The organism is Nevskia ramosa DSM 11499, assembly GCF_000420645.1.
GTDB lineage: Bacteria > Pseudomonadota > Gammaproteobacteria > Nevskiales > Nevskiaceae > Nevskia > Nevskia ramosa.
In genome coordinates, this window is sequence record NZ_ATVI01000005.1 from 529,879 (window position 1) to 549,689 (window position 19,811).

General features: G+C 65.5%; 17 protein-coding genes and 1 tRNA gene. 16 read left to right on the forward strand and 2 right to left on the reverse strand.

Annotated features, from left to right (window positions below; translation table 11 throughout):
* The first annotated feature begins 68 nt into the window (after nt 1-68).
* The 4 genes from hflK (at nt 69) to G513_RS0103180 (ending at nt 4,589) form a co-directional block, all read left to right on the forward strand.
* A complete protein-coding gene (hflK, locus tag G513_RS0103165; protein ID WP_022975381.1) occupies nt 69-1,220 on the forward strand; it encodes an FtsH protease activity modulator HflK in 1,152 nt (383 codons plus the stop codon).
* Nucleotides 1,221-1,242: 22 nt separating this feature from the next.
* Entirely contained in the window at nt 1,243-2,112 is an 870-nt protein-coding gene (hflC, locus tag G513_RS0103170) for a protease modulator HflC (protein ID WP_022975382.1), read from the forward strand.
* A 120-nt stretch (nt 2,113-2,232) separates the two neighbouring features.
* On the forward strand, nt 2,233-3,207 hold the full coding sequence (locus G513_RS21120) for an ATP phosphoribosyltransferase regulatory subunit (RefSeq protein ID WP_022975383.1): 975 nt from the start codon (nt 2,233-2,235) through the stop codon (nt 3,205-3,207).
* A gap of 89 nt (nt 3,208-3,296) precedes the next feature.
* Nucleotides 3,297-4,589, forward strand: a complete 1,293-nt coding sequence (locus G513_RS0103180) for an adenylosuccinate synthase (protein ID WP_022975384.1) — start codon at nt 3,297-3,299, stop codon at nt 4,587-4,589.
* A 168-nt stretch (nt 4,590-4,757) separates the two neighbouring features.
* Here the strand turns inward: G513_RS0103180 and G513_RS0103185 are convergent.
* Nucleotides 4,758-4,842: transfer RNA gene (locus tag G513_RS0103185), tRNA-Leu, on the reverse strand.
* A 39-nt stretch (nt 4,843-4,881) separates the two neighbouring features.
* Here G513_RS0103185 and rnr point away from each other — a divergent pair.
* The 10 genes from rnr to alr all read left to right on the forward strand — a co-directional run bounded on the left by rnr (nt 4,882) and on the right by alr (nt 16,447).
* Nucleotides 4,882-7,359 carry a ribonuclease R gene (gene rnr, locus G513_RS21125; RefSeq protein ID WP_022975385.1) on the forward strand — a complete coding sequence of 826 codons (2,478 nt, stop codon included), beginning with the start codon at nt 4,882-4,884 and terminating at the stop codon, nt 7,357-7,359.
* Nucleotides 7,356-8,003 (forward strand): OmpA family protein, encoded by a 648-nt coding sequence (locus G513_RS0103195; RefSeq protein ID WP_022975386.1) that lies wholly within the window; start codon nt 7,356-7,358, stop codon nt 8,001-8,003. The genes rnr and G513_RS0103195 overlap by 4 nt, the downstream gene beginning before the upstream one ends.
* A gap of 19 nt (nt 8,004-8,022) precedes the next feature.
* Nucleotides 8,023-10,689, forward strand: a complete 2,667-nt coding sequence (locus G513_RS21130) for a DUF2339 domain-containing protein (protein ID WP_022975387.1) — start codon at nt 8,023-8,025, stop codon at nt 10,687-10,689.
* A gap of 40 nt (nt 10,690-10,729) precedes the next feature.
* Nucleotides 10,730-11,494: a 23S rRNA (guanosine(2251)-2'-O)-methyltransferase RlmB gene (rlmB, locus tag G513_RS0103205; protein WP_022975388.1), complete on the forward strand. Its 765-nt coding sequence runs from the start codon at nt 10,730-10,732 to the stop codon at nt 11,492-11,494.
* Complete coding sequence (locus G513_RS0103210; RefSeq protein ID WP_022975389.1) at nt 11,494-12,447, forward strand: SEL1-like repeat protein; 954 nt, start codon at nt 11,494-11,496, stop codon at nt 12,445-12,447. The genes rlmB and G513_RS0103210 overlap by 1 nt, the downstream gene beginning before the upstream one ends.
* A 196-nt stretch (nt 12,448-12,643) precedes the next feature.
* Nucleotides 12,644-13,063 (forward strand): 30S ribosomal protein S6, encoded by a 420-nt coding sequence (rpsF, locus tag G513_RS0103215; RefSeq protein WP_028475078.1) that lies wholly within the window; start codon nt 12,644-12,646, stop codon nt 13,061-13,063.
* Nucleotides 13,064-13,066: 3 nt separating this feature from the next.
* Nucleotides 13,067-13,294: a 30S ribosomal protein S18 gene (gene rpsR, locus G513_RS0103220; RefSeq protein ID WP_022976074.1), complete on the forward strand. Its 228-nt coding sequence runs from the start codon at nt 13,067-13,069 to the stop codon at nt 13,292-13,294.
* A 12-nt stretch (nt 13,295-13,306) separates the two neighbouring features.
* Entirely contained in the window at nt 13,307-13,759 is a 453-nt protein-coding gene (rplI, locus tag G513_RS0103225; protein ID WP_022975390.1) for a 50S ribosomal protein L9, read from the forward strand.
* A gap of 206 nt (nt 13,760-13,965) precedes the next feature.
* Nucleotides 13,966-15,315 (forward strand): replicative DNA helicase, encoded by a 1,350-nt coding sequence (gene dnaB / locus G513_RS0103230; RefSeq protein ID WP_028475079.1) that lies wholly within the window; start codon nt 13,966-13,968, stop codon nt 15,313-15,315.
* Nucleotides 15,316-15,364: 49 nt separating this feature from the next.
* Complete coding sequence (alr, locus tag G513_RS0103235; RefSeq protein WP_022975392.1) at nt 15,365-16,447, forward strand: alanine racemase; 1,083 nt, start codon at nt 15,365-15,367, stop codon at nt 16,445-16,447.
* 21 nt (nt 16,448-16,468) lie between these two features.
* Here alr and panE read toward each other — a convergent pair whose 3' ends face one another.
* On the reverse strand, nt 16,469-17,422 hold the full coding sequence (gene panE / locus G513_RS0103240) for a 2-dehydropantoate 2-reductase (RefSeq protein WP_022975393.1): 954 nt from the start codon (nt 17,420-17,422) through the stop codon (nt 16,469-16,471).
* A 292-nt stretch (nt 17,423-17,714) separates the two neighbouring features.
* On the opposite strand from panE, the gene imuA reads away from it, so the two are divergent.
* Nucleotides 17,715-18,350, forward strand: coding sequence for a translesion DNA synthesis-associated protein ImuA (gene imuA, locus G513_RS0103245; RefSeq protein ID WP_022975394.1), 636 nt, complete (start codon nt 17,715-17,717; stop codon nt 18,348-18,350).
* Nucleotides 18,287-19,807, forward strand: a complete 1,521-nt coding sequence (locus tag G513_RS0103250; protein ID WP_022975395.1) for a Y-family DNA polymerase — start codon at nt 18,287-18,289, stop codon at nt 19,805-19,807. The genes imuA and G513_RS0103250 overlap by 64 nt, the downstream gene beginning before the upstream one ends.
* Nucleotides 19,808-19,811 lie beyond the last annotated feature (4 nt).

Here is a 19,811-nt window from a genome sequence, read left to right on the forward strand (position 1 = left end):
CCGACACCTTCCTATCAAATGGCGGGCGGCCTCCAGGGCCACTACCCGCCTCACTGGAGCTTCACCTGATGGCTTGGAATGAGCCGGGACCCGGCGGTCGCGATCCGTGGAATTCGAATTCCGGCGGCAAGCGCGGCAACGAAGGCCCCCCAGATCTGGACGCGCTGCTGAAGCGCATCAAGGCCAAGTGGTTCGGCCGTGGCGGCGCCGGCCGTACGCCGGGCAGTGGCACGCCGACCCAGATGCCGCCAGGCGCTGCCGGCATCGTCGTGGTGCTGGTGCTGCTGTTCGTGGCCTACCAGAGCTTCTACACGGTGGAAGAGCAGGAGCGCGCGGTGATCACCCGCTTCGGCGCCTATGCCGGCACCACCGAGCCGGGTCCGCACTGGGCCTACTGGCCGTTCGAGCGGGTCGAGAAACTGCCTTTCACGCAGGTTCGCCAGGTCACCGACCGGGCGACGATGCTGACCCAGGACGAGAACATCGTCGATCTCGAACTGTCGGTGCAGTACCGCGTGTCCTCGGCCGAGGAATACCTGTTCAACGTCGCTTCGCCGGACAAGACCCTGCAGCAGGCGACCAAGGCCGCCTCGCGTGAAGTGGTTGGCCGGTCGACGATGGACTTCATCCTCACCGATGGCCGCCAGGCCGTGGCTGATCAGATCAAGCTCGGTCTGCAGGAGCGCCTGAACGATTACAAGGCCGGCCTGCTGGTCACCGAAGTGAACCTGCAGCAGGCGCAGCCGCCCGAGCAGGTGCAGGCTGCCTTCGCAGATGCGATCAAAGCGCGCGAAGACAAGGAACGCGTGCAGAACGAAGCCGAGGCCTACGCCAACGATCGCCTGCCCCGTGCCCGCGGTGAAGCGGCTCGGCGGATCGCCGAAGCGACCGCCTACCGCGATCAGACCGTGGCCCGGGCTCAGGGTGACGCGGCCCGTTTCTCGGCCCTGGTCGAGGAGTATCAGAAGGCGCCGCAGATCACCCGCAAGCGCATGTACTTCGATGCCATGTCCGAGGTCTATGCCGGCAGCAGCAAGGTGCTGATCGACATCGACAAGGGCAATCCGGCGTTCTATCTGCCGCTGGAACAGTTGCTGAAGAACGCCCAGAAGAACGCCGACTCGCAGCCTTCCGACTTCAACGCCAGCTCGTCGTCGCGCAATTCGCCGACCCGCAATACCGCCGACGACGCCGCGCGCTCGCGCGACCGCGCGCGCTGATAAAGCCAGGACAACGATCCCCATGAGCAACCGGCAATCACTGATTCTGGCGGGCATCTTCGCCGCCATGCTGCTGCTGCTGAACAGCATCTACATCGTCGATCAGCGCGAAAAGGCACTGCTGTTCAAGTTCGGCGAAGTGCAGGGCGCGGACTATCAGCCCGGCCTGCATTTCAAGCTGCCGATGATCGAATCGGTCAAGAAGTTCGACAGCCGCGTGCTGACGCTGGACAACCAGACCGAAACCTTCCTGACCGTCGAGAAGAAGAACGTCGAGGTCGATTTCTACGTCAAGTGGCGCATCGCCGACATCATCAACTACTACCGCGCAACCGGTGGTCAGGATCTGGTCGCCGAAAACCGTCTGGCGACGATCATCAACCCGGGCCTGCGCGCCGAGTTCGGTAGCCGCACGATCCAGCAGGCGATCTCCGGCGAGCGCGGCGAGATCATGGCTGCGCTGGAAAAGACTGCTTCGTCGCGCGTCAAGGAACTGGGCATCGAGCTGATCGATGTACGCATCAAGAGCATCAACCTGCCGCGCGCGGTCAGCGATTCGGTTTACGAGCGCATGCGCGCCGAACGCACCCGGGTGGCTTCCGATCTGCGGGCCCGCGGGTTCGAAGAATCCGAGAAGATCAAGGCGGAAGCTGATCGCAGCGCGCTGACCACGATCGCCGATGCCTATCGCGAAGCTGAAAAGCTGCGGGGCGAGGGCGATGCCAAGACCGCGGAGATTTCGGCCAAGGCCTATGGTTCGGATCAGGAGTTCTACGCGTTCTACCGCGCGCTGAACGCCTATCGCGATGCCTTCCGAGATCAGAAGGACGTCATGGTCATCGAGCCGAAGGGCGAGTTCTTCAAGTACCTGAAGCAGAGCGAAGGCAAGTGATTGCCGGCTGCTGCCACGTCTGCCTTCGTGTGTGATGGCGGCAGTCCCTGCAATTGATTCACGGGAGCGCCCGATGGCCCCGAGGACGCTCTCTCAACTTTTTCTTGGCGTGACCCTGTCGTGACCAGACTCTGGATGTTGCCGGACGGCGTCGAAGAAGCGCTGCCCAATACTGCGTGGCGGGTCGAAAGCCTGCGCCGTGCGCTGCTCGACCATTACCGCTCGCAGTCCTACGAGCTGATCCTGCCGCCGCTGATCGAGCATCTCGACACCCTGCTCAGCGGCGCCGGCAGCGATCTGGAAGATCAGACCTTCAAGCTCACCGATCCGGTCGGCGGCCGTCTGCTTGGCCTGCGTGCCGATATGACGCCGCAGGCGACCAGGATCGCCGCGCGTCACTTCGCCGATGTGCCCGTGGTGCGCCTCTGCTACCTCGGCACCGTGCTGCGCACGCGGCCGGACAGCCTTGGCGGTTCGCGCGCGCCGCGCCAGGTGGGCTGCGAAGTGTTCGGCGAAGCGAGGCTGTCCGCCGATCTCGAAATCCTCCGGCTGATGCTCGATACCCTGCGTCTCGCTGGCATCGGCGACGCCCACATCGATCTCGGCCACGTCGGCATCTATCGCGCGCTGGCGGCGCGTCTGAAGCTCGACGAAGACGACGAGACCGCCGTGTTCGACATCCTGCAGCGCAAGTCCCAGCCGGACCTGCGCGATTTCGCCGCGGCCCGGCAGCTGCCGGTCAAGGCGGCCAGCGGTTTGTCGGCATTGATGGAGTTGAACGGCGATGTCAGCGTGCTGCAACGCGCGCGGCAGACACTTGATGTCAGCGATCCACAGATCGCCGATGCCTTGTCGGCGCTGGAACAGGCGGCGGCGCATCTTGCGGCACTCGACAATGCCTCACCGCTGCACATCGATCTCGCCGAACTGCGTGGCTATCGCTACCAGACCGGCCTGGTGTTCGCCGCCTTCGTACCGGGCCACGGCCGCGAAGTGGCCCGTGGTGGCCGCTTCGACGACATCGGCGCGGCACGGCCGGCGACCGGTTTCTCGGCCGACGTCAACGAGCTGCTGCGGCTTGGCAACAGCATCTAGCTGCAACAGACAAGGGTCCCGATTGCGGCGCGCATTCGATGGATCAGCAATACCTACCGCGTCCTGGATTCACAGCGTGAGATTTTGAGATGGGTAAATCAGTCGTCGTTATCGGCGCCCAATGGGGTGACGAAGGCAAGGGCAAGATCGTCGATCTGCTGACCGACAAGGTGCAGGCGGTGGTCCGTTTCCAGGGTGGCCACAATGCGGGCCATACGCTGGTGATCAACGGCGTGAAGACTGCGCTGAACCTGATCCCGAGCGGCATCATGCGGCCCGGCGTCGCCTGCCTGATCGGCAACGGCGTGGTGCTGTCGCTGCCGGATCTGATCAAGGAAATCGAGAAGCTCGAGGCGATCAACTGCGAAGTGCGCAGCCGCCTGAAGATCTCCGAAGCCGCACCGCTGGTGCTGCCTGTGCACGCCAAGCTTGACCAGGCGCGCGAGCGCGCCCGTGGCGAAGCGAAGATCGGCACCACTGGCAAGGGCATCGGCCCGGCTTACGAGGACAAGGTTGCGCGGCGCGCGATCCGGGTCAGCGATCTGTTCCACCGCGAAGTGCTGGCGGCCAAGCTCGGTGAGCTGCTGGCGTACCACAACTTCGTGCTGGTCAATTACTACAAGGAAACGCCGGTCGATTTCCAGACCACGCTCGATGATCTGCTGCGCTACGCCGAGATCATCCGGCCGATGGTTGCCGACGTCACCGAACTGCTGCGCCTGCAGCTGGCGAAGGGCGACAACGTGCTGTTCGAAGGCGCGCAGGGTGCGCTGCTCGACATCGATCACGGCACCTATCCGTACGTCACCTCGTCGAACACCACGGCGGGCGGTGCGGCGACCGGTTCCGGCGTCGGCCCGCGCAACCTCGATTACGTGCTCGGCATCGTCAAGGCCTATGCCACACGCGTCGGCTCGGGCCCGTTCCCGACCGAACTCGATGACGAGATCGGCCAGCTGATCCGCGAGAAGGGCAAAGAATTCGGCACCGTCACCGGTCGCCCGCGTCGCTGCGGCTGGTTCGATGCGGTGGCAGCCCGCCGCTCGATCTTCAACAACAGCGTCAGCGGCCTGTGCGTGACCAAGCTCGACGTGCTCGACGGCATGGAAACGGTGCGCATCTGCACCGGCTACACCGCCAACGGCAAGGCGATCGAAACGCTGCCGATCGGCGCCGAAGGCTTCATCGATGTGAAGCCGGTCTACGAAGACCTGCCGGGCTGGTCTGAGACGACCTACGGCATCACCAGCTACGACGCGCTGCCGGCCAACGCGCGGGCCTATCTGAAGCGCATGGAAGAAGTATCAGGCGCCGAAGTCGCGATCATCTCGACCGGCCCCGACCGCGATCACACGATCGTGTTGCGTAACCCCTTCGGATGAAGCAATGGCGCGTGGTCAGTGACGAGGGGTCAGTGAGAATCTTCGCTGACCCGTTGCTGTCGCTGACCACCGACCACCATCCACCAACTATTGAGGTTCAAAACGAAGTGACAAAACAAAAAGGCCACCGCGAGGGTGGCCTTGAGATGAAACGACAGCTTTATAAGATGGTGCCGAAGAGAGGACTCGAACCTCCACGGTTTTACCCGCTAGTACCTGAAACTAGTGCGTCTACCAATTCCGCCACCTCGGCTCAGGGCGCGCAGATTAATCAGACCCGGGGGGTCTGTCAATGAAGAAATCGAAAAATAATAATGGCCGTCGCGAACTTGCCGATGACAAGACGCCCGAGCTGCCGAAGAAGGCCAAGGCTGGAGGTTTCAGCTGGGGCCGCAAGACGGCCGACAAGGCGGACTGGAAAACGGCGGATGCCGAGTTCGCAGCCGAGTCCACTCGCTACGCCAGCCCGCTGCCGAGCCGCAATCACATCCTGAAGACGCTGGTCGAATCCGCTGAGCCGATGACGCTCGACGAACTGATCGCCCACTTCGGCCTGAAGAAGCTCAACGAGCAGGAAGCGTTCACCAAGCGTCTGGTGGCGATGGCCCGCGAAGGCCAGCTCACGGCTGCCGATCGCCGCGGTGCCTATCGCGCCGTGCTGACCGAAGACGGTCAGACCATCGAAGCGGCGCCGCGCTCCGGCATCCTCGTCGACGGCAAGGTGCTCGCCCATCGCGATGGCTATGGCTTCGTCCAGCCTGATGGCAGCGCCCACGGCGACAAGTCCGGCGACGTGTTCCTGTCGCCGCGCCAGATGAATTCCTTGATGAATGGCGACCGGGTGCGGGTGCGCGTCACCGGCACCGATGCCCGTGGTCGCCGCGAAGGCTCGCTGGTCGATGTGCTCGAACGCGGCACTTCGCAGGTCGTCGGCCGTCTGCATGCCTCGAGCATCGGCGGTGGCGGCATCTTCACGGTGATCCCGAGCAACCCGAAGCATCCGGAACTGGTCGTGCCGTCCACCGAACTGGGCGGCGCCAAGCCGGGCCAGATGGTGGTGGCCGAGCTGACCGCACCTCCGGGCGATCGGACCATGCCGGTCGGCCGCATCGTCGAGATTCTTGGCGACCACATGGCGCCGGGAATGGAGATCGCCGCAGCGATCCGCGCCCACAAGCTGCCGTTCGAATGGCCGCAGGGCGTCGAAGCGGAAGCCGAAGCCTATGGTCCGGTGGTCACACCGGCGCAGTGGGGCGATCGCGAAGACCTGCGCGAACTCGGCCTGATGACCATCGATGGCGCCGATGCCCGCGACTTCGATGACGCGGTCTATGCCGAAGCGGTCAAGGGCTGGCGCGGCGGCGGCTGGAAGCTGTGGGTGGCGATCGCCGACGTTTCGTCCTACGTCACCGTGGGCTCCGCACTCGATGCCGAAGCGACCGAACGCGGCACCTCGGTGTACTTCCCGAACAACGTCATCCCGATGTTGCCGGAGGCGCTGTCCAACGGCCTGTGCTCGCTGAATCCGAAGGTCGATCGCCTGTGCATGGTCTGCGAGATGCGCGTCGCCAAGGACGGCGAAGTCTCGAAGTCCAAGTTCTATCCGGCGGTGATGCGCTCGAAGGCGCGCCTGATCTATGACGATGTCGCCGCGATGCTGGCCGACCCGGAATGCGAGCAGGCGAAGGCGCAGCCGGAACTGCTGGCACCGCTGAACACCTTGCGGGAAGTGTTTGAAGCGCTGTTCGCGGCGCGCGAGGCGCGTGGTGCGATCGACTTCGAAGGCACGGAAACCAAGATCGTCTTCGGCGAAGGCCGCAAGATCGAAAAGATCGTGCCGGTGCAGCGCAACGTCGCCCATCGCCTGATCGAGGAATGCATGATCGCGGCGAACGTGCAGGGCGCGCTGCTGGTCGACAAGCACAAGATGCCGTCGCTGTTCCGCGTTCATGCGCCGCCGGATGGCGACAAGGTGGCGATCCTGCGCGAGTTCCTTGCCGGCCGCGCATTGCGGCTCGGCGGTGGTGATTCGCCGGTCGCCAAGGACTACGCAACCCTGCTCGCCAGCGTCAAGGGCCGCGAGGATGCCAGCCTGATCCAGACGGTGATGCTGCGGTCGCTGATGCAGGCTCGTTACCAGCCGGCCAACGACGGTCACTTCGGCCTGGCGCTGACCCACTACGCGCACTTCACCAGCCCGATCCGCCGCTATCCCGATCTGCTGCTGCACCGGGCGATCAAGCACGTGATCGCCAAGGGCAAGCCGAAGACCTTCACCTATTCGGTGCAGCAGATGGAAGCGCTGGGCGCGCATTGCTCGATGGCCGAGCGCCGTGCCGACGACGCCACCCGCGACGTCAACACCTGGCTGAAGTGCGAGTTCATGCGTCACCGGGTCGGCGAAGACTTCGACGGCATCGTCGCCAGCGTCGCGCCGTTCGGCCTGTTCGTCGAACTGACCGGCCTGTACATCGAAGGCATGCTTCACGTGTCGCAACTGAAGGGCGATTTCTACGAGTTCGAAGCCAAGCATCAGCGCCTGGTCGGCAGCCGCTCGAAGACCGTCTATGCGCTCGGCCAGAAGATCCGCGTCAAGGTGGTTCGGGTCAGCCTCGACGAACGCAAGATCGATCTCGAGATCGTCGAGCAGGGCGGCAAGTCCGGTGGCCAGAAGGATGGCGGCGGACATGACGGCGGCCGCGACAATGGTCGTGGCGGTGACAAGGACGGTGGCCGCAACGGCGGTGGCCGCGGGAGAAAGCGTCGGTGAGCAGCACGCTCGTTCGCGCGAGCCTCGCAGCGTTGCTGCTGGGGCTCGCGGCCTGCGCGGGCTCGCCACCCGAGACTGCGCCGATCGTGCCTGCGCAAGATGGCGCGCCGGTGCCCCTGGCAGGCGCCGATTCACCGTCAGAGGCTTACGCCGTGGCCGGTGCATTGCCACCGGCGCAGCTGGCTGCAGTGCTGACGACGTTCAATGCCGAACTGAAAGCGAAGCTCGGTACTTCGTCCGGCAGCTGGCGGTTGCTGCCTGAGCGTGAGCGGGCCACGCGTATCGTGTTCGACGCCGATCGTGCCTTCGAAACCGGCAGTGCGCAGTTGCGGCCGGAACTGCTGCTGCCGTTGTCCGAACTCGCCAAGGCGGCACGTGGTGGCAATGCGAACGCGGGGCCCTGGGTCATTCACGTGATCGGCCACGCCGAACGCGCAGAAGACGCAAGCCTGAGCGAACGTCGCGCCACGGCGATTGCCTCCTATCTCGCCGAACAGGATGTGCCCGGTGGCCGCCTGCGCGCGGAAACGCGCAGCGAAAAGAACGGTGCGGGTCATCGCATCGAGCTGGTGTTCGCGGCGATCGTCCAGGGCCGCGAGTCGCGTGCCTGGATGCCGCCGGAGGCAGTCGCCGCCAGCCGCTGATCGCGGCTACCCTGCGAGCGTGAACCTGCCCAACGCATCGTCGCGCTCGACTCTCGCCATCGTCTGGGTGCTGCTGTTCGGTGCCATCGCCGCCTATGTGCTCGACAACATCGGCGGCTTCTGGCTCGGTGCGTTCAGTGGCTATCTGTTCGGCCGATTGCGCGAGGTGCAGCAGGAGCTGCGTGAGCTGAGTGCGAGAGTTGCGACGGGGGTTGTTTCATCGGCCACCCCAGCGGCAGAGGCCGAACCGCTCGTGGAGGCAGCGCCTTTGCGTCGCGAATCGCCGGGCTGGAGCGAGACATCATCGGCTTTGCCGACGGCAGTACCGTCTACGCCACCGTCAGCGTCGGCACCCGCAGCACCATCGGTTTTCGATCGCCTGATCGAAAGAATTTCCGACTGGGCCCGAGGCGGCAATCCGCTGGCCCGGCTCGGCGTGCTGATCACCTTCGTCGGCGCGGTCTATCTGATTCGCTATGCGGCGGAAACCGGTTATCTGCCGGTCGAGCTGCGGCTCGCGGGGCTGTCGCTGGCGGCGCTGGCGATGGTGGCTGTCGGCTGGCGTCTGCAGGAGCGGGTCGCTGGCTACGCGCTGACCCTGCAGGGCGGCGGTCTGGCGCTGCTGTATCTGACCGTGCTCGCCGCGCTGCGGCTCTATCACTTGCTGGCGCCGACGCCGGCGTTCGCGCTGCTGGTGCTGGTCGCGGCCAGTTCGGCACTGCTGGCGGTGCGTCAGAACGCGCTGCCGCTGGCGGTCATCGGTTTCGCCGGAGGCTTCGCGGCACCCTTGTTGCTTGGGGGTGATGGCAGCCACATCAGCCTGTTCGGCTATTACACGGTGCTCAATCTCGGCGTCTTCGCGATCGCCGCGTTCCGGGGCTGGAATGGCCTGAACCTGCTCGGCTTCGTGTTCACTTTCGTGATCACGTCCTTGTGGCGAGTCACGACCTATCGCGCCGAATGGTTTGCCAGCGTCGAGTTCTTCCTGCTGCTGTTCTTCGTGCTCTACGTGTTGGTCACCGTGCTGTCGGCGCGCAGCGAGCGTCGCGCGGGCCTGGTCTCCGGCACGCTGACTTTCGGCCTGCCGGCGGTGGTGCTGTCGCTGCAGGCGAGCCTGGTTGCCGACATCGAGCAAGGCTTGGCCGTCAGTGCTGCCGGCTTCGGCCTGTTCTATCTGATCACTGCAGCCGCGCTGTTCAGCGCGCGGCGCGATTACTGGCGCATCACCGCGCAGGCCTTCATCGCGATCGGCGTGGTGCTGCTGAGCCTGGCGGTGCCGCTGTATTTCGACGAGCAGGCCACCTCGGCCACCTGGGCGCTGGAAGGTGCCGGCGCGGTCTGGCTCGGGTTACGCCAACAGCAGTTCCGTGCGCGGGCCTTCGGTGTGATCGTGCAATTGCTGGCGGGTGGATCGCTGGTGATCGGCATCGTTGACGGCCCGGCCAGCAGCGGCTGGTTAGAGATTGGTGTGCCGGGCGCAGCTTTGCTGGCGTTTTCGGGCATCGCCAGCGGCCATTGGCTCCGCCTGTCCCGCAGTGCATCGCGCATCGAACAGCGAGTCGCCGATCTTGCGGCGGTCTGGGCGCTGGGCTGGTGGCTGTATGCGTTGTTCGTGCAGGTCGACCACTCGGCCGGAAAATACTTCATCGGCCTGGCGCTGGCGGGCGGCGCGCTGACGGCTGCGGCGCTCGCCCTGCTGGCCCAGCGTCTGGTCTGGCCATGGCTCGCGCGCTTGTCGCAGCTGAGCTTCCTGCTATTTGCCGGCGTCGGCCTGATCGCCGCGCTCGTCGAACGGCCGTCGGGGCAGGGCGGTGTGTTCGGCTGGTTCGCCTTGCTGACCACGCATTACGTCCTGCTCTGGCGCAGCGAGCGCCATGCGCCGGCGACGCCGGTGCCGCTGCAGGAGTGGCCGTCGCACATCGTTCCGGCGCTGCTGAAGACCTGGCTCGCCAGCCTCGAACTGGCCTGGCATCTACGCAGCCAGTTCGACGGCGACTGGCCGGTGCTGGCCTGGGGCCTGGTGCCGGCGTTCGCGCTGGGCCTGTTCACGATGTTCGCGGCGCGCTGGCCGGTGGCGCGTGATCGCCGTTTGTATGCGCTCGGCGTGTCGCTGCCGCTGGCGATCTGGCTGCTCGGCTGGGTGCTGGTGACGAGCCTCGAAAGCCGCGGCAGCGCCGCACCGCTGATCACGCTGCCGCTGCTCGATCCGCTCGATCTCAGCGTGCTGGTGATTGCCGCCGCGCTGTTGCTGTTCTGGCGTCAGCGCCGTGTCGAGGACTGGCAGTGGCTGGCAAGGCTGAGCCAGCCCTGGCTGATGCCGGCGGCTGTGGCGACTACCGCCTTCGTCTGGCTGAACGGTGCCATTGCACGCGGCCTGCATTACAGCCTCGGTACGCCGCTGGGCTTTCAGGGCATGCTCGATTCGGCCTTGCTGCAGGCCACCTGGTCGGTGGTCTGGAGCGTGCTCGGCTTCGGTGCGATGTGGCTTGCGGCCCGGCGCATCCATCGCGGCCTGTGGCTGGCTGGCGCGGCGCTGATGGTGATCGTTGCGATCAAGCTGTTCGCCGTCGATACCGCTGGCACCGGTACGCTGGCGAGGATCGCTGCGTTCCTGTCGGTCGGCGTGATCCTGCTGGCGGCGGGTTACTTCGCGCCGTTGCCAGCGGCAACAACCGAGCGCAGCTAATACACTGCGCGCCGTTCAGGCATCCAACCGGCAGCAGACCATGGCAGAGACTTACATCGGCGGCTTCCACGCCGTCATCGCGGCGATCGAAGACGGCGAAAGCAAGCCGCGTGAAATCCTGCTTGCCGAAACCCGCCGTGATGCGCGCGCCGAAAAGCTGCTGGAGCTGGCCGCCAAGCGCAACATCACGGTCCGCAAGGTTGCTCGCGATGTGCTCGATATCCGCGCGCCGGGTCTGCGTCATCAGGGCGTGCTGGCGGCGATCAATGCTGCCGATCTCGGTGGCGAAGAACTGATCGATCTGCCGGCGACGCCGGAGCGCCTGATCCTGGCGCTCGATGGCGTGCAGGACCCGCACAACCTAGGCGCCTGCCTGCGCACCTCGGAAGCCACCGGCGTCGATGCCGTGATCATCCCGAAGGATCGCGCCGTCGGCGTCACGCCGGCCGTGCGTTCGGCCGCCGCCGGTTCCGCCGAGCGGGTACCGGTGGTGCCGGTGACCAATCTGGTCCGCAAGCTGGAGCAGTTGAAGCAGCTTGGCTACTGGGTCGTCGGCCTGGCTGGCGAGGGCGATGAATCGCTGTTCGATGTCGATCTGACCGGGCCGCTGGTGCTGGTCATGGGCGGCGAGTCCGAAGGTCTGCGCCGGCTGACCCGCGAGTGCTGCGACAGAGTGGTGCGCATTCCGATGAAGGGCGAGCGAATCGAAAGTCTCAACGTGTCGGTGGCCGCAGCGGTCTGCCTGTACGAGGCTTATCGCCAGCGCAATCACAAGCCGGCCAAGGCTGCCGCGCGGAAGAAGTGATGGGGCGCTCGCGCCTGCTGCTGTCGGTGCTCGCGGTGCTGATCATCGTGCTGCTGGCGCAATGGTGGCGAGGGCAGGACCAAGTGCCTGAAACGGCGCCGGATGCAGTGATCAGCGAGTCGCCGCCGGTTACCGTCGAAGCGTTACCGGCGCCGTCAGCCGCATCGTCGGTCGCCCGGCAGACGGTGGAGCGTGCGGTTGTCGATTCCGGCATCACCATCCGCCTGATCCGTCGCGCCAGGCTGGCGCCACCCCCAGGCCGGCTTGCCGATGGCTACGCGAAGCTGCTGCCCGAAGCGCAGAGCGGCAATCGTCTGTCCCAGTACCGGCTCGGCAGCCTGCTGTTCGAGTGCCGCGAAGTTCCGGCCGATAGTGCTGCGCTGGAGCAGGAAGTCGAGGCCTTCTATCAGACCCGTCGGCACGGCCGCTGGACCGTCGATGCGCCGAAGGCCGAGGAAGCCACGCTGCGCCACCTGTATGCCGAATGCGACGGCATTCCGGCCGAGGCGCGCGTTGGTTTTCGCGACTGGATCAAGCAGGCCGCCGATGCCGGCATCATCGAAGCCCAGCTGAATCTGCCGTTGAAGCTGCCGCCGGATGACTACTGCCAGTTCCTGGCCGAATGCGCGGCCGATCAGCGCGCCCGGCAGGAAGCGTTGCAGGCGGAAGCGATCGATTACACGACGCGGGCGCGCGAAGCCGGATCGGTGGCGGCGCTGTGGACGTTCGCCGCTTGGTACGCCGGTGGTGAGGTGCTGCCGCAGAACGACATCGAGGCCTATGCGCACTTCCGGGCGCTCGATCAGGTCAATGCCGCGAGCCAGCAGCCGCAGCGTTTCGGCAAGTTGCTGGCCGGCATGAAGAAGAAGCTGCGCGCGGTCGACATCGACGCCGGCGAGACGAGGGCGCGCGAGCTGCTGTCGAATCCGAACTGCTGCGTGATCACGCCCTGAATTGGATCCGAGTGGGCGGCGGCTTGCCCGGAACGGCCTGAAAACGTACACTCCGCGACCTTTCCGGGCAGACCGTTGCTGATCTGACCGGAAAACCTTGTCCCACCGCCCGTTGCGCCCAGAGATATCGACGGGTCATTTGCGGGGGACTGCCCGGGCTGGCTTCGCTGCCAGCCTGCATCCACAAGGAGCATCCATGCGTCATTACGAAGTTGTTGTCATGGTCCATCCGGACCAGAGCGATCAGGTTCCGGCCATGATCGAACGCTACAAGAACATGGTCGAGTCCGACGGAGGCGCTGTGCACCGCATGGAAGACTGGGGCCGCCGCCAGCTCGCCTATCCGGTCGCCAAGCTGCACAAGGCGCACTACGTTCTGATGAACGTCGAGTGCTCCGACGCCGTGCTGAAGGAGCTGGAAAGCGCCTTCCGCTTCAACGACGCCGTGATCCGCAAGCTGGTCATCCGCATGGACAAGGCTGAGACCGAGCAGTCGCCGCTGTTCAAGGTTCCGGAAGAAGACAAGAAGCCGGAATACAAGCGCAATGCCGAGGGCGAGGCCGCTGCTGCCGACGCCGCCGATGCCGCTGCCACCACGACCGAAGAGGCCGTCTAAGCCATGTCACGTTTTTTCCGCAAGAAGAAGAGCTGCAAGTTCACTGCCGAAGGCACCATCCGGATCGACTACAAGGATCTGGCGACGCTGAAGCAGTACGTCTCCGAGAACGGCAAGATCGTGCCGAGCCGCATCACCGGCACCAAGGCGCGCTACCAGCGCCAGCTCGGTTCGGCGATCAAGAACGCGCGTTACCTCGCGCTGCTGCCGTACACCGACGCCCACGAGTAAGGAGAAGAATCCATGGAACTGATCCTGCTCGAAAAAGTGACCAACCTCGGCGACCTCGGTGATGTCGTCAAGGTCAAGTCCGGCTACGGCCGCAACTACCTGCTGCCGTCCGGCAAGGCGCTCACCGCCACCGCCGGCAACAAGGAAGTGTTCGAAGTCCGCAAGGCCGAACTGATGAAGAAGCATGCCGAGACGCTGGCCGCCGCGAAGCTGCGTGCAGCGGCACTCGCCGGCAAGCACGTCACCATCAAGGCGCTGGCGGCTGACGAAGGCAAGCTGTACGGCTCGGTTGGCCCGGCGGAAATCGCCCGTGCCACCACCGGTACTGCGTACGTGCTCGAAAAGAGCGAGATCGATCTGCCGGAAGGCCCGATCCGCGTCATCGGCACCTACACCGTCGCCGTGCGCCTGCACGCCGAAGTCGAAACCACGCTGATCGTGGTGATCGAAGAAACCAAGGGCTAAAGCCTTTCGTTTCGTGGCAACGATCGGCCCGCCTCGCGCGGGCCGATTCGTTTCTGGCGCTTGCGGCCAGTCATGCACAAACTGTCCACAGCTTGTTCCGTGGCGGCCGCAAGTTCGAACGCGCAAGCTTGATGATCCACCGAGAACCGACCATGGCCACGCCTTTCCCGAACGCATCTCCTGGCAGCGCCCAGCCTGGCGCGCGGCTGGCCGCCAGTCCCAAGCATCCCCCTTACTCGCTGGAAGCCGAGCAGTCGGTGCTCGGCGGCCTGCTGCTGAACAATCGCGCCTGGTACGAGTTGGTCGATCAGGTTGCCGAAGAAGATTTCTACACTCAGGACCACCGGCAGATCTTCAAGGCGATCGGCGAACTGCTGAACGCCGGCCGGCCCTGCGATTTCGTCACCCTGTCCGAACATCTGCGCCATCAGGGCAAGCTCGAGGACGCCGGCGGCATCAGCTATCTCGGCACCCTGGCCGCCGATACGCCATCGGCCGCCAACATCAAGGCCTATGCCGAGATCGTTCGCGAACGCTCGGTGCTGCGCTCGCTGATCGCCGCCGGCCAGGACATCGCCGAACTCGGCTATCAGCCCGAGGGCCGCACGCCCGGCATGCTGATCGACGTCGCCGAAAAGCAGGTCTTCGCGATCCGCGCGCGTGGCTCCAAGGCGGCCAGCCAGGCCAAGGACATGCCGATGCTGATGGATGCGATCGAGGATCGTCTCGAGCGTCTGCGCAATAATCCGTCCAGCCTCGCCGGCACGCCGACTGGTTTCACCGAACTCGACAAGCTGACCCAGGGCATGCACCCGGGCGATCTGATCATCGTCGGCGGCCGTCCCGGCATGGGCAAGACCAGCTTCGCGATGAACATCGCCGAACACGTGGCGATCGAGAACAAGCTGGCGACGGCGGTGTTCTCGATGGAAATGTCCGCCGAACAATTGGCGCTGCGCGTGCTGTCGTCATTCGGTCGCATCGACCAGCAGGCACTGCGCAGTGGCCAGATGGAAGACCACGACTGGAGCCGTCTGGTCTCGGCCAGCGGCCTGCTCCGCGAAGCGCCGCTGTTCATCGACGAAACCGGTTCGTTGTCGCCGCAGGAACTGGCCGGCCGTGCGCGGCGCATGGCCGCCAAGCATCCGCTGTCGCTGATCGTGGTCGATTACATCCAGCTGATGCAGGTGCCCTCGAACCGCGAGAACCGCACCAACGAGATCTCGGAAATCTCCCGCTCGCTGAAGGCGCTGGCCAAGGAACTGAAGGTGCCGATCATCGCGCTGTCGCAGCTGTCGCGCAGCCTCGAAGCGCGTCAGGACAAGCGGCCGATCATGTCCGATCTTCGCGAATCCGGCTCGATCGAACAGGACGCCGACATGGTGCTGTTCGTCTACCGCGACGATTACCACAACAAGGAATCGCCGAATCAGGGCACCGCCGAAATCATCATCGCCAAACAGCGTTCCGGCCCCACCGGCAAGGTCAAGACCGCGTTCCTCGGCAAGTACACGCGCTTCGACAATCTGGCGCCGGAGTACATGTACGGCGGTTGATGCGGTCGCTGCTCGGGCAATCAACAAGAGCAACTGGAAACTGCTGCACATGCCTCTCCCTCGTGTCACTGCAACGGTCGATCTGTCGGCCGTTCGCCACAACCTGCAACGTGTGCGCGAGTTCGCGCCGCAATCGAAAGTGATGGCAGCGATCAAGGCCGATGCCTATGGCCACGGCGCCGTGCCGGTGGCGCGTGCGTTGGCCGAGGCCGGCGTCGACGCCTTTGCCGTCGCCTGCCTCGAAGAAGCCGTCACTCTGCGCGATGCCGGCATCGCTACCCGCATCGCCTTGCTTGAAGGCGTGCTGTCCGCCGAAGAAGCCGAGGAAGCGGCGCGGCTGGATCTGGAGATCGTCATCCACGATCGCTGGCAGCTGGAACTGCTGGCTTCGCTGCTGCCGACGACCGCGCTCCGCGTCTGGTTCAAGCTCGACAGCGGCATGCACCGGCTCGGTTTCCCGCTCGCCGAAGCTCCGGCACTGCAGGCTGCGCTGCTGGCCCGGCCGAACTGGCGCCTGCAAGGCTGGATCACCCATCTGGCCTGTGCCGATGACCGCGACAGCGCGATGACCTCTGCCCAGATCGCCGCGTTCGACGCCGCGATGGCGGACATTCCCGGAGCCCGCTCGATCGCCAATTCCGCGGGCCTGATCGCCTGGCCGCAGGCGCGGGTCGACTGGGTGCGCCCGGGCCTGATGCTCTACGGCGCCAGCCCGATGCCGGGAACGGTCGGCAGCGATCTGGACCTGAAACCGGCGATGACCGTCGCCAGTCGCTTGATTGCCGTTCACGAAGTGCCGGCCGGCGATTCCGTGGGTTACGGCGCCACGTTCATCTGCCCGGAAGCGATGCGCGTCGGCGTCGTCGCGGTCGGCTATGCCGATGGCGTGCACCGCATCCTGCCGACCGGCGCACCAGTGCTGATCCACGAGCAGCGCGTGCCGATCATCGGCCGGGTGTCGATGGACATGATTACCGTCGATCTGCGCAGCCTGCCGCGGGCCGCGGTCGGTGATGCCGTGACCCTGTGGGGCCCAGGCCTGCCGGCCGAGGAAGTCGCGACCTGGGCCGGCACCTTGTCTTACGAGTTGTTCTGCGGTCTGACCAACCGCGTGCACTACCGCTACGTCTGAGCAGCCGGCAGGCCGGATCGCTCAGGCCTTCTGACGCGCCGGCTTCTTCAGCGTCGCCTCGTGGATCTTCAGGCTGGCGTGCGCTGCCCGCAGCAGCGGCGCTGCGATGCCATGTTTCGCGCCGCGTGCGATCAGGTCACCGAGAATGTGATCGGCCTCGACCTTGCCGCCCTGTTCGAGGTCGCGAAGCATCGAGGCCTTCGCACGCGAACCGGGTTCGGTCAGGATCGTCCGCGTGCCGTCGAGCACATGCTGACGCGGCGCGTAGCCGTGGGCAGCGGCGATTGCCGCGCATTCGTCGATGGTGTCGAGCATCAGGGCCCGGCCTTCCGGCGCCACGACGATCTGGCCGACATTGGCGTGCATCAGACAGGTCATGCCGGCGAGGCTGGCCAGCATCACCCACTTCTCCCAGACCGCCTGCTGGATGCTGAAGCTGGCGCGGCCATCGAACTTGCAGCCCTGCATCAGCGCTTCGATCGCTTCGATGCGCGACGTGCGGCGATCATCGATCTCACCGAAACGCAGTGCGTGCATTTCCGACATGTGCTCGATCGCGCCATCGCTGTCGAGCCGCACGGCAATCGAACACAACCCGCGCAGCACCTGGTCGGCGCCGAAACGCTCATCGAGCAATTCGAAATGGCGCAGGCCGTTGAGTAGCGGCAGGATCGCCGTTTCCGGGCCGACAGCCGGCGCGATCGCGGTCATCGCCGCTTCGAGGTCATAGGCCTTGCAGGCGAGGATCACCAGATCGAAGGTTTCGTGAATGTGGCCGCTGATCAGCACCCGCGGTTTCAGACGCAGATCGCCCTGCGGGCTGCGCACCAGCAGACCGTTGCCGCGCAATTGGGCGGCGCGGTGTTCGCGGACCAGGAAGCTGACATCGCGTCCCGCTTCCAGCATCCGGCCACCGAAATAACCACCGGTGGCGCCGGCGCCGAGCATCAGCACTTTCATGTTCTTGAGGGTCATTCCTGAGAGGGGTTCTGGGCGTTGCGTCAGTGATGACGAATTCAAAATCTTGTTCAGCAGGATGATCGCTCAATGTGACCGTCTTCGTCTGCGCCACGCGGTTCACGAGCGATTCCCGGGCGATCAGCGAGACGCCGAACGGCAGGTGCGGATTCGTCTCGGAAACTGTATAAATATACATATACAGTCGTCTTCGGCAGATTCCGATGTTCTCCCATCCAGAAATTTCATTCATTGAAATCAATTATTTGAATGCTTTCCTGCAGGCGCCTGGCGTTTGCCGGAGCGTTTCATGACAGCTCCGGCGCCATCCTTGAGCGAGGTGCTGGCGCGGCCCGATGTCTGGCGCGGCGGCGACTTCGCCCGGATCACCGCCGAACCCAGCGGCCATGCCGAACTGGATCGCCGGCTGCCTGGCGGCGGCTGGCCGGTGGGCGCGCTGACCGAGCTGTTTCCGGAAACCCAGGGCATCGGCGAGATGCAGTTGGTGCTGCCCTGGATCGCCCGGCTGACCCAGGCCGGCGGCCGCGTGGCGATGGTCGATCCGCCGCATCTGCCGTTCGCACCGGCCCTCGCCCAGGCCGGCATCGTGTTGAGCCGTCTGTTGCTGGTGCGGCCACAGTCCAAGGATGGTGGCTTGTGGGCGACCGAGCAGATTCTCCGCGCCGGTTCCTGCGGCGCAGTACTGGCCTGGCCGGGGCGGCTCGGCGCGGTCGAGCTGAAACGCTTTCAGCTCGCCGCCGAAACCGGCAAGACCACCGCCTTGCTGTTCCGCGAGCCGCGCGCGGCGGCCGAGTTTTCGCCCGCCGCGTTGAGACTGAAGCTCACTGCGCGGCCGGGCGGGGTGCGGGTCGACATCTTCAAATGCCGCGGTGGCACGCCGGCGGCGGTGGATGTGCTGCTGCCGGCACTGGCGACGAACGGCTGATCGCCATGCTCTGGCTTTGCCTGCATCTGCCGCAGTTTTCGCTGGAAGCGCTCGGTGACGCATCTGCCTCTCAGGTCGTCACCGGGCGTCGGGGCGCCCGCCGCTGGGTGCTCGCGGGAGCCGCTGATCGCGTCATGCCGGGCACCGATTGGGGCACCGTGCAGACGCTGCATCCGGACATCCGCGCCCTCGAACGCAAGCCGCGCTCGGAGCGCGAAGCCATGCAGGCGCTGGCCGCCTGGGCCTATCGCTACGGTTCCGAACTGGTCTGGGAAATCACCGAAAGCGAACTGGATTACGGCTTGCCTTGCGCGCTGCTCTGGGTCGATATCGGTACCAGCCTCAAGTTGTTCGGCGGGCTGGATGCGCTGCTGGCCGATTTCGATGCCGGCTTTGCCGACAGCGGCCATGTCGGCCAGCGCGGTCTTGCGCCGACGCTGGAAGCGGCTGCGCTGCTGGCTCGGCTCGGCTTGTCGCAGCCGGTCTGCGATGCCGCCGAACTGCCGGCCGCGCTCGATGGCCTGCCGCTGGCCGCGCTGCCGCTGGAACCGAAGATCCAGAGCGCGCTGAAAGCCGTCGGCCTGAGCGGCATCGGCGAACTGCTCAAGCTGCCGGCCGCACCACTGGCCAAGCGCCATGGTCCTGCGTTCACCGTGTATCTCGACCGCCTGCTGGGCCGCCGTCCGGACGTACGGCCGCGCTTCCGGCTGCCGCCGAAGTATCAGCGGCGTTTCGATCTGATGAGCGAGGTCGAACACATCGAAGGCCTGCTGTTCCCCCTGCAACGGATGACCCGCGAACTCGGCCATTTCCTGAAGGCCCGCGACACCGGTCTGCAAGCCTTCCGGCTGACGCTGAACCACGGCCGCGCCAGTGGCGGAAAATTGCAGCCCGAGACCGTGCTCGACCTGCGTCTGGCCAGCCCGGCGCGTGACGCCGATCGCCTGCTGCGCGTGCTGCGCGAACGCTTGAGCCGCACGCCGTTGCCGGTACCGGTGCGCAGCCTGAAGCTGACGGCCGAGCATTTCATCGAGCCGCCGACCGGGCAGGGTGACCTGTTCGAAAGTCGCGCCGGCGATGACGAAGCCTGGAGCCAGCTGGTCGAAAAGCTGATCGCCCGGCTCGGTGCCGAAGCGGTGACTGCGCTTGGTCTGATCGCCGATCATCGACCCGAGCGCAGCTGGCGCCTGCGGGCCTGCGATGCGCCGCCGCCGTCCCCCGCAGCTGCAACCAGCCTGGCCGAACTGCCACCACGCCCGATCTGGCTGATCGACCCGCCGAAGCCGCTATCGGCAGCACCCGCTCGAATCACCGGCTTCGAACGTCTCGAAGGCGGCTGGTGGGACGGCGACGACGTGATGCGCGATTACTACCGGTCCGAAGCGCAGGGCAGCGGCCTGTGGGTGTTCCAGGATCGGCAGACCCAAGCCTGGTTCCTGCAGGGCATCTGGGCCTGATTGG

Coding starts and splice junctions, on each gene's coding strand:
- hflK (WP_022975381.1), top strand. CDS start 69: ATGGCTTGGAATGAGCCGGGACCCGGCGGTCGCGATCCGTGGAATTCG.
- hflC (WP_022975382.1), top strand. CDS start 1,243: ATGAGCAACCGGCAATCACTGATTCTGGCGGGCATCTTCGCCGCCATG.
- G513_RS0103180 (WP_022975384.1), top strand. CDS start 3,297: ATGGGTAAATCAGTCGTCGTTATCGGCGCCCAATGGGGTGACGAAGGC.
- rnr (WP_022975385.1), top strand. CDS start 4,882: ATGAAGAAATCGAAAAATAATAATGGCCGTCGCGAACTTGCCGATGAC.
- rlmB (WP_022975388.1), top strand. CDS start 10,730: ATGGCAGAGACTTACATCGGCGGCTTCCACGCCGTCATCGCGGCGATC.
- G513_RS0103210 (WP_022975389.1), top strand. CDS start 11,494: ATGGGGCGCTCGCGCCTGCTGCTGTCGGTGCTCGCGGTGCTGATCATC.
- rpsF (WP_028475078.1), top strand. CDS start 12,644: ATGCGTCATTACGAAGTTGTTGTCATGGTCCATCCGGACCAGAGCGAT.
- rpsR (WP_022976074.1), top strand. CDS start 13,067: ATGTCACGTTTTTTCCGCAAGAAGAAGAGCTGCAAGTTCACTGCCGAA.
- rplI (WP_022975390.1), top strand. CDS start 13,307: ATGGAACTGATCCTGCTCGAAAAAGTGACCAACCTCGGCGACCTCGGT.
- alr (WP_022975392.1), top strand. CDS start 15,365: ATGCCTCTCCCTCGTGTCACTGCAACGGTCGATCTGTCGGCCGTTCGC.
- panE (WP_022975393.1), bottom strand. CDS start 17,422: ATGACCCTCAAGAACATGAAAGTGCTGATGCTCGGCGCCGGCGCCACC.
- imuA (WP_022975394.1), top strand. CDS start 17,715: ATGACAGCTCCGGCGCCATCCTTGAGCGAGGTGCTGGCGCGGCCCGAT.
- G513_RS0103250 (WP_022975395.1), top strand. CDS start 18,287: ATGCCGCGGTGGCACGCCGGCGGCGGTGGATGTGCTGCTGCCGGCACT.